At 45.6% G+C, this 9,635-nt stretch carries 6 protein-coding genes; all 6 read right to left on the reverse strand.

The window, feature by feature from the left end:
- Window positions 1-25: 25 nt before the first annotated feature.
- The 6 genes from NDI45_RS19140 to NDI45_RS19165 all read right to left on the reverse strand — a co-directional run bounded on the left by NDI45_RS19140 (window position 26) and on the right by NDI45_RS19165 (window position 9,495).
- Window positions 26-4,072, reverse strand: a complete 4,047-nt coding sequence (locus tag NDI45_RS19140; RefSeq protein WP_348248309.1) for a hypothetical protein — start codon at window positions 4,070-4,072, stop codon at window positions 26-28.
- Between the two features lie 177 nt (window positions 4,073-4,249).
- A complete protein-coding gene (locus NDI45_RS19145; protein WP_348248310.1) occupies window positions 4,250-5,398 on the reverse strand; it encodes a T9SS type A sorting domain-containing protein in 1,149 nt (382 codons plus the stop codon).
- Between the two features lie 54 nt (window positions 5,399-5,452).
- Complete coding sequence (locus NDI45_RS19150) at window positions 5,453-8,077, reverse strand: fibronectin type III domain-containing protein (protein WP_348248311.1); 2,625 nt, start codon at window positions 8,075-8,077, stop codon at window positions 5,453-5,455.
- Between the two features lie 324 nt (window positions 8,078-8,401).
- Window positions 8,402-8,752, reverse strand: a complete 351-nt coding sequence (mnhG, locus tag NDI45_RS19155; protein WP_348248312.1) for a monovalent cation/H(+) antiporter subunit G — start codon at window positions 8,750-8,752, stop codon at window positions 8,402-8,404.
- On the reverse strand, window positions 8,745-9,020 hold the full coding sequence (locus tag NDI45_RS19160) for a cation:proton antiporter (RefSeq protein WP_348248313.1): 276 nt from the start codon (window positions 9,018-9,020) through the stop codon (window positions 8,745-8,747). Before NDI45_RS19160 ends, mnhG begins: the two co-directional genes overlap by 8 nt.
- 1 nt (window position 9,021) lies before the next feature.
- Window positions 9,022-9,495 (reverse strand): Na+/H+ antiporter subunit E, encoded by a 474-nt coding sequence (locus NDI45_RS19165; protein ID WP_348248314.1) that lies wholly within the window; start codon window positions 9,493-9,495, stop codon window positions 9,022-9,024.
- Between the last annotated feature and the right edge of the window lie 140 nt (window positions 9,496-9,635).

Here is a 9,635-nt window from a genome sequence, read left to right on the forward strand (position 1 = left end):
ATTTCCCCTAAAACCGTCTATATCATCATTGGCTCGAGTACCCCACGGTTGTTCCCAGTTTACCTACAAAGTTTTGTGGATTTACTGGCACATGGTAAGCGTTGTTGTTAAGCGTAAAGCTGGCAAAATTGAACGCAGCTGGCATCCAAACCGCCATAAAGTTCGATGCTGTGGTAGTGGAAGAAGCGTCAATCGCAAATACGTTGTTGCGCACATCACCGGTTACCGCTGTCGAAGTTACTCCAAAGGCAGCAGCAGCAGCACCAGCTGTGGTTGTATTAGTGTAAGCACCGTACAAATACACGCTGTTGTAATGCACCCTTATGTTGGTTCCACCCGCCAAACGAATACCAAATGCATTAAAGGTATTTGAGGTATTCGAATAGTTCACAGTTCTCAAATCGTAAATCACATTGTTGTGAATGAAATAATTTGAACCAGATAGCACGTTGATACCCCATGCACCCCATCCTCCAGTATTCAGGTTTTTAACACCCCAAATGGTGTTACGAGCAACATTCACAGAGTCGTTCAACGTACCTCCCACTTCAATGGCCGCCTGAGATGTTGCTGTTGAGCTCACCAAGTTAAATACTGTATTGCCTGTAATTTCGGCCTTAGGAGCGTTCTGAACATCAATACCACGGAAAATCACAAAACGCGCTGTATCAGTAGATCCAACCGAGTTGTTGCGAATCCGTAAGTTGCGAGCAGGATTGGCAACGGTACCCCGTACATAAATGCCATAGTATGCACGTTCAACTCCTACGTTTTCAATAGTGATGTTGTTCATGCGATCACCCGAACCAAAAGTCGAAACGGTGATGCCTTGTGCATTGATACCGAAAGTAGAAGTTACGGTGTTGCTGCCACCAACTACACGCAAATTTCGCAATGTGATGTTTTCGTTACCATCAACCAATGGGTTGCGCAGGTAAATTACCGAAGAGTTGGCTGCAGGTGAATTGTTGATAATGGTCAAACCGCGGCCTCCTTGAGCATTTGAACCGTTGATTTCAAAATGCTTCATCGCATTGAGTGTGAAAATCGAAGTCGCATTTGAACCAGTAATGGCAACATTTGTAAGCGCACTATCGATACGGATTCGCACATTGTTCGTAGCACTCAAACCTGGACGAGCATTCACATTGTAAGGGAAAGTTTCGCCGGTTGGACCATAGCTCGAGTCGATGAGAATGAAGGTAACTGGACCAGTAATCATGCTGTTAGCCAAGAAATTCATGGCTGCAGTAACCGTTGGGAACTGTGCAGCTGGATTGCTAACACCTACCAAATAGTTACCACTTGCCTGACCAAGCAGGATATAGCGGTACAAAATAGGCGGCGGTGTGTTGCCTAACGGACCACGACCGCTACCACCCAAAGGTGATGTAGTTACTGTATTGGCATTGTTAAAGGTAGCAAAGTAATACTCAATGGTATCCAAAGCCGCAACACCACCTAAAGCAGCATAATTAAAGGTAAAGCTGTAGTTGTTTCCTGTTACCGATGCCGTACTGTCTACCACCCAATTACCTGTGCTGTTTTTGCGGTAGTACATACGTGGTGCATTTGGCACTGTGGTAGCCAAACCAGCAGTGTCCTGAATATTCGCAACTATGAAGCGACTTGGCGTTACCAATGTGTCTACCAAAGGAGTTACAGTGATTTGTGAGAATTGCAACCCTACGAATTCGTAAGCACCAATGTCGGGTGTAGTGGCTGAACGTGGAGCACCATTTATATCGGCAGATACAAATGCAACCGGCACACCCTTGTTATCTAAAGCCAAACTGGTTGGTATTGGAATGCTAGGGGCAATGAAATCGGGATTGATACTAACTGAAAAAGTATCGCGACCCGCACTAGCAGTCCGCCACGACGTTAGGGTATTGTGCAGTGTAGCACCTTGACGTACCAAGGGGTTTGTTGCAACAGTACCATTGGCATTCAAAGCACGGAAGTTGTTGTAGTTCGATGTCAGCGAATCGGTCACATGTTGATCGATGATGAAGAAAGGCTGATAGTTTGCCGGCAATGCGCCACCGTTAGGTGCAGTTACCACTACGTTGTTGTTCAACACTTGAATCTGCTGAAAAGCGGGAGTAGTTGCACTACCACCTGTCAAATGAATCGCCCCGTGGTTCGAAGTCGTGGTACTTGGGTTAACCAAATTGATGGTATTGTTCACAATTGAAACTTGGTCACGCGGATTCAATGGAACTATGGTAGTTGAGGTACTGGTAGAACCACCAATATAAATGCCATAGTTGATAATGGTTGGTGAAGCATCAGCAGTGCCAGATATGACATTATTGAATACCCTGTTCTCGCCACCCAATGAATCACTGTTCATGTTGAACAGGTAAATGGCACCACTGGCATGACGTCCATTGAAGTTGTTTTCTGAAATGGTGGTCACTGCACCACGACTGATATACACACCGTATCCAAAGGTTGCCGATGGATGAATACCATTAAACTGGTTTCCACTGATAACCAAGTTACGCGCATTCAAATGATAATTGGCGTAACGATAGGCAATGAACTGGTTTGCCGTAATATTAATACCCTCAGCATAAGTAGAGTTTGCAGTAGGGCCATTGATGTAAATGGTGTAATAAAAATTCGTGAACACATTACCAATGATATTGGTGTAGCTCGAAGTATTGATGCGAATACCATAGTTGTTGAATCCGCCACCACCTGTTTGGTCATCAAAAATACAGTTGGTCACAGTTCCAAAATCCGCACCGTTTTCATAGAGCAATACTGCAGAAAGTGCAGTGCCGTCAAGCGTACGGCGGAAAGTCAAGCCATTAAAGGTAACGTTCGGTACACCATTGATCACAAAGTGGTGACGGGCACCGGCAATGGGTGTAACGGTGTCTTGTATAAGAACAACTCCGCCAGGTGTTGAGCTGGCACTTACAAAATTGATGGTATTGGTACCACCAGCTCCGATGATTCCGCTCAAATTGTAGCCGCCATAGTAAGTGCCGTCGTTAATCAAAAAGGTAGTTGGACCCGCTACACCGCAGTTTCTCAAGGCGTTTACAGCATCTGCAATGGTTGGAAAATCGGCCAAAGTACCTCCCACTGTATATGAACCACTCAAAGAGGTACAGAGGTTAAACGTCAAGGTATCGTTGCCCACATTGTTGTCGGCACCTAATCCATTGGCGTTGTTGTTCCAAACACGCAATACATAGTTGCCATTGGCAGTGATGTTCAATGGCGTTTGGAAGGTGTAGTTTTCACCTTGTCCGGCAGACAATGGCGTAGTAAAGCTATAGTTGTTTACCGTAACAGGTGTGTTGGTTCCCAATTGGTAGCCCAAATTGGCAGAAGTAATGGGGTCAGCGGCTAAAGAAGTGTAGCGCACTGTCACCGTATTGGTACCGAGAGCCAATGGACGTGGAGAAATCAACTGAACAGTACCCAAATCACGACCGGTGTTGGGCAAAAAGCCTAACTGCATGTTGGGGCGACTTGTACCAGTGCTGATGAATGGGCTTGTGTTGGCACAAACACCTGCAGCATCTGAAATGAACCAAGAAGACGCTGCCCAACCTACGTTTGTGTTAAAAACCACAGCATTGTTGGTAAATGAACTGTTGTTGAAGCATACTTCAACTACGATATTCGAAGTGCCATTCCAAAAGAAGTTTTGACTAAATGCATGGGTGTTCCAACCCAAAACTTCAGTATACGCAGGCACATTAAAAACCGTAGTGAGCGGGCCTAAGAAAGCCGTGCTGTTTAAAACCGAATCTGTGGTGGTTCCCAGCCTGATTGTAAAATCCTGCAAGGCCACTCCTTGAACGGTCTGTACATTAAATGCAAGCGACGACATAAAGCCGGGCGTTGCACCAATGGCCAACAATTCGCTTGAGCGGATGAGGTACTGTTGCCTGGCACCCCAGTACCAGTTGCCGTAAGGAGCAGGATACGTGGTATTTGTGTTGGTAGTGGTACCTGTACCCAAGGTCACAATGACTTGCGCTTGTGCCGATTGGATGCCAACCAGCAACAACAAAGCCACCCAAAGGGAGGTAAAGAGTTTGTTCATATCAACAATTATTGGTTACGGTTTTTGGAGAAGTTGCTAAAATAAGAGGCCCTTGGTTTTAAACCAAAATTTTTCAAGAACAAATCAAAATAAAAAAAGGCCGACCCTCCCGGGCCAGCCTTGCACATGGTTTGGTTTAGTAATCAAGAATCCCTCTTTTGGAGGTGATTACTGCCTTTAACGCCAAACGACAATTTTTTCGGTGCGCTTGCCCTTTGATGTGATGACTTCGATGAAGTAAACACCAGGAACTACGTTTGCCACCTCAAAACGTATGATTTCGTTTGGCGTGAATCTTTTTTGGCCCAGCTCCGACCCTTTGCGATCGAGCAATCTAACCAAGATGGTTTCGTCAATGACATTTCGAAGCTGCAAGTTCACAGCATCGGATGTTGGATTTGGCCAGGTAACCATGTCAATTTCGTTACCGGCATTAAAATCGACCGCTCGAATAGGCGAATAGGCCGATACACCGTCTTCGGCTATGTATTTGATGCGGTAATAATAGGTTGGAATCGGATCGGAAGGATTATAAACATCGCGATCAATCATGCGGTAAACCGACAAGGTATTGGGAAAGCCTTTTGAAGGCATGGTTCCAATGCGCGTAAATCCTTCGTTTGGATAAATGCTTCGCTCAACCTCAAAACCATTCATTCGAACTTCATTTTGGGTTGTCCATTCCAACTCGGCTGAACGACCCGATGGCACCGCAGTAAACGTGCCCAAACGCAGGTAAAAAAAAGTGCTATCACCTCCTGGATCGATTTGGCCTGCACCACCATTATCGCCACTGGCAGCGTACAAATTCACATGTGTTGCCAAATGCGACCGGGTTCTTGCTTCGGCTACAACCCTCAAATTCACATCTGCAACCGATTGATTATACCCTGTAATAGAAACCCTTCCCAAACAATGAGCATTGATACGCGAATCAATAAAAGCAATGCCATTTCTTACTTGTGTTGCAGTTTCTACATAGGGCGCTAAATAATCCAATGAAATGATGTTCCTATTGGCGTTGTCCTTTAAGAGTGCAATCTGTGTACTCGAGCTGATGGTTCTGCCTTCTACGCTTCTTAAACGTGCAAGGGTTGGGTCAAAATTCACTTTGGGGTTATCGAAAGCAGAAGTATCAAACGAAATAACCACTCCTGTTTGGCCTAAATAAACTCCTGATCCATCGGTAGTTCTTAAATACACATCGAAAAAAACCTTATCGCCCATGGCATACTGGTTGAGCAGCTCTACACGCACAGGCACTACCTGAGCTTGAAGGCTTGCCGAACCAAGCAGCATGAGCGATAAAATTAATTTCCGAACCATGATTTGAGTAAAGTATAGGGGGAGGGGTTATACCTCCCCCATTGTCAAATGCTATTAAGGAGCCGTGATTGAACTGTAGGCATTCTTTGTGCGGTTGTTCCAAGCAGCAGCCCGGTCAGCAGCATCCACATCTGTGTCTAAGTTCACATCCTCCAGACGATACAAGTTGGTTGCCGAATTGTTACGAGCAGCCCAAATCTTGGTGCGATCGTCGCCATCGACTACAAAATTGCTGGTGTTGGCATTACCCGAAAGCATGGCCACATTTCCGCTGCCCAAATCAAAGGCATTGGTTGTACCACCTGCCACATTGGTTGCCAAGAAGAGGTTACCATTGCTGGTCAACGAAATGCTGCGTGCAGTATCGGCTGCATTGGCGCTCATGATGGGGATGTGGTTTCTGTGGTAAACAACCACATAGTACTTGCCTTCTTGCGTGATCTGGAACAACAAGCTGTCGTTGCCGTCAACGCCCACAATCTTGCCGTCTTTGTTGAGGATGGCTGCCCTGCGACCAACGTTTACCGAAGGCGATGTGCCTGGAACTTTTGCCAAATTGGCATCGGCCAATCCTTCGCTCAAGCCTACACGACGCAGTTCAAGCAACACCCAGTCAACCGCATCAGGCGTGTTGGTAGCATTGTAGGTTTCTGTACCGTTGTAGTTGAAGAAGCTGCTAGAGTCGAACGGATGGTTGGTAGGAATGGTCAAGGTTTCGTTCATGTCGGTGCCATTCCATGGACCTTCGAGGTATACCTGTGCTGTTACACTGAGGTAAGTGTGGCTATTCGAACGTGCCCACAGATTGGTAGGACCGTCAGACACATAGGCCAGGTTGGAGTCGGCCACTGTGCCCAAATAAGGCACTACCGTGAAGTGATAGCGCTGGTTAGGCTTGAGACCAGTTACAGTAACACTGGTGCCAGTTCCACGATAAACAATCCGGTTTTGACCTTGATTTGGTGCCAAGGTGAAACTTGCATTAAATCCATACACATTGCCATTAACCGGAGTGAAGTCGGTGGCTGAAGCTGGGCGAACCATTACCATGATGCCACTGATGTTCGGATTGGTTGGATTGGTCCAGCTGATATTCAAAGTAGAGTCGTTGCCCGATGGGGTACCAGTGAACGAGGTAGCCAAGTCGCCTGCTGCCGGTGCGGTGATTGGCGTTGGCGTGGTAAAGCGCACATCCTGCTGCAAGCTGCTGAAGTTGTAGTTAGCTGCATCCACATTGGTGGTGTTGCCACGCATTGGGAAGGCAAGTACACGATATGACGTATTAGCCGTTAAACCCGTAAAGGTGACCGTTCCACTTGCCGCATTGGCTTGAACCCTCGCTACAGCATAGGCAACCGGAGCAGCACCTAAGGTATCGCCCGAAGTGTAGGCAGCAGGTGTATACGACTCGCCAACGGTTGGATAATAAGAGCTACCCAAAGCAGGTGCTACTGTAGGGTGTGCTGAGCCCGCCGCAATGGCAATGAACAAAATAGAGTCTTTGTTCACGTTATAGTTGGCATCGTTGGTAGCTATATTGGCAAAATCTGCAATGTACCAATTGATGTTCATTTGTGTTGAAGAGTTAGAACTGTTGTTGAAGAGGTACAATCCAGCCAAGTTCCAGGTAGGAGCAATTTCAACAGAAGGACGATCGATTACCAATGAAGCTGCGTTGGCAGCCATGTTTGAGGGTGATGCATATGCAGCACTGTAACCAGCCACACCATTGAATGGAATGATTACGTATTTGTACTGCTGTCCAGCTGTTAATCCTGTTATGGTTACCGTTGTGCCAGTTCCCACATAAGCTACGTAATAAGGCGATGATCCAACCCTGTTGGTATCGGCTACACCACTAAAATTGGTTTGAGCGGCATAGGCCAAAATATTTCCAACGGTCGTATCGCCACTCAAACCAGCAATGGTTGAGTTGGTAGTTGCGTCTGATAAGCGCATCAAAACAATTACGCCATCGTGCGTGCCATTGGTCCAGTCAAGTTTAACCGAAGTTGGCGATTGTGGCGTGCTGGTAAAGCCCGATGGAAATTGGCCAGGGAAAGTTGCCGGTGCTGTTGCCAATACCGAAGCAGCCGAACGCAAAGTGCTGTTGGCTGTGGTGATGCGGGTTTGATTCCAAGGAGTAGTGGCAGCGGCTTCATACACTTTGGTTTTGATACCTGTTCCTACCGTATAAAATGCATGATTGGGATTGAAACCATTTTTGCTGGAAGTTACCATTTGAAAAGTACCTAATCTGCGGCGTGTGCCATCGATTTTAGCAACTTTGGCATCAAACTCAGTTTGATTGGCAAATGCAGGAAAATTGATGTTGATAATTACCCTGTTGGCATTGGCGCCTGTTCCTATGCTTGAAGTAACTGTTACATTATCGTAGCCAGTTGCTGTTGTGCCACCCGCATTTAACAGGGTGGTGGTTCCGTTGATGTAGTTAACGGCAGCACTTGAAAAGGCACCATTGGTAAAAATGGCATCCGTCAATACGATGTCGGCATAACCCAAATAGAAATCTGGCCCTGCATCGTCACTTAACATAACATCAAAATAGAATTTACCATTTACCAGACGCTGGTTTTCAACAGTAACTTCTACTTTGGTCTGCGCATTTGCCCAACTAAAAGCAACGAACAAAGGCAGCATCAGTAGTAATTTCTTCATAATTAATTTGTCTTACACGGCTTGTAAGAAACACCATGCCAAAAAGTACATTTTTTTGTCAATGTTGCTGCAGAGCTGTTAACAAAGGCCATTTTTTCAACTTCGCCCTAGTTGGTTGTTTCAAATTGGGATGGTTTTTTCATTATTAGAAGCGCATGCATGCTTCAGCGGAATTATAACCATATCTACTTTGCCAATACCCAAAAAGAAACGCTCAATACGCATTAACACACTATAAAGCGGCAATTATGGGCATTCAACAATGCCGCAATAAAACAGCCAAATGTTGGAAATATTCCAATATTTAGAATCTAGATGCCAAAGTCATGAATCCAACCGATGCGTTCGCCGATTGTACTTTCCTTCAAGTTGATCTGTATGCGTCCTTTTCCACCTTTTAACGCCAGTAAGATATGATGCCCTTCCAAGCAAATGCGCTCCAATGGGCGCCGTTAGAAAAATGAAAAAGACGATAGCAATCACCCGTGTTGTAACGCCCATTTCACCAAAATGAATGGCAGCCGATGCCAATATCAACCCCATGCCCAAGGTGGCGGCCTTTGTTGATACCGAAATCCGCAAATACAAATCGGGCATGCGCAGAAGTCCAACTGCAGCTAGAAGCACAAACAAGCTACCTATGCCTGTTAAAACCATGATGAAGAGATCAGCCATTTTCTTGTCGTTTTTCAATGTAGTACGAAAAGGCAACAGTACCTAAAAATGCAATGAGACCTAAAATCATGGCGATATCTAGGTAATGGGGTTGGTTGGTATAAATGGCGTAAACCACAATGATTCCAATACCAATTGTAAGCAATAGATCGAGTGCTACCACCCTGTCGCTGATGCTTGGCCCCAAAGCAAAACGCACGAATACCAGTAAGGCCGAAAACACAAGGACTGGTAAAATCACATAGAATAAATAATCGACCAACTCCATTTTATCGCATTAAATTCAACAAACGCTTTTCAAAACCACTCTTGATGCTTTCAACAAATTGTTGCTCATCATCTAAATACATCACATGTACGTATAGAACCTTCCTGTCGTCAGATACATCCAAGCTGAGTGTGCCTGGCGTAAGTGTAATGAGGTTGGCAAGCAAACTGATTTCAGCATCGGTTTGCGCATCTAAAGGAACAGCTACAATGCCTGGCTTCATGTAAAATGGAGGTGTGACGACATCCAAAGCAACTTGAATATTTGATTTGATCAATTCCCACACGAAAAAACCAATAAACCCTACCATTCGAGGTACAAAAAGGAAATATCGCTTTCCCGATTTTCCCAGTGCAAACCGCAGGGCAGCAAAGGCAAATACAAAACCTAACAGAAAATTCGCAAGCGCATAATCGCCTGTAAGTGCCACCCACACCAGGGTCAGGATTATATTTAAAAGCAAAGGCTTTCTCATTACAATTACTGGGGATTTACAGGTAAAACAATGCGCAAGTAATTGCCAGGATTGAGTAACTCCCCGGCAGCTTCGAATATGCCAAGGCCAACCCCGACTATCCCATGGGCATCGACGTCTATAACGGCGAAACCGGCAAT

The sequence above is a fragment of the Leptolyngbya sp. GB1-A1 genome, from assembly GCF_039962475.1.
GTDB lineage: Bacteria > Cyanobacteriota > Cyanobacteriia > Elainellales > Elainellaceae > Leptolyngbya_A.

Bases quoted from the DNA above. Each gene is read 5' to 3' on its own strand.
- NDI45_RS19140 (WP_348248309.1), bottom strand. From the start codon at position 4,072: ATGAACAAACTCTTTACCTCCCTTTGGGTGGCTTTGTTGTTGCTGGTT.
- NDI45_RS19145 (WP_348248310.1), bottom strand. From the start codon at position 5,398: ATGGTTCGGAAATTAATTTTATCGCTCATGCTGCTTGGTTCGGCAAGC.
- NDI45_RS19150 (WP_348248311.1), bottom strand. From the start codon at position 8,077: ATGAAGAAATTACTACTGATGCTGCCTTTGTTCGTTGCTTTTAGTTGG.
- mnhG (WP_348248312.1), bottom strand. From the start codon at position 8,752: ATGGCTGATCTCTTCATCATGGTTTTAACAGGCATAGGTAGCTTGTTT.
- NDI45_RS19160 (WP_348248313.1), bottom strand. From the start codon at position 9,020: ATGGAGTTGGTCGATTATTTATTCTATGTGATTTTACCAGTCCTTGTG.
- NDI45_RS19165 (WP_348248314.1), bottom strand. From the start codon at position 9,495: ATGAGAAAGCCTTTGCTTTTAAATATAATCCTGACCCTGGTGTGGGTG.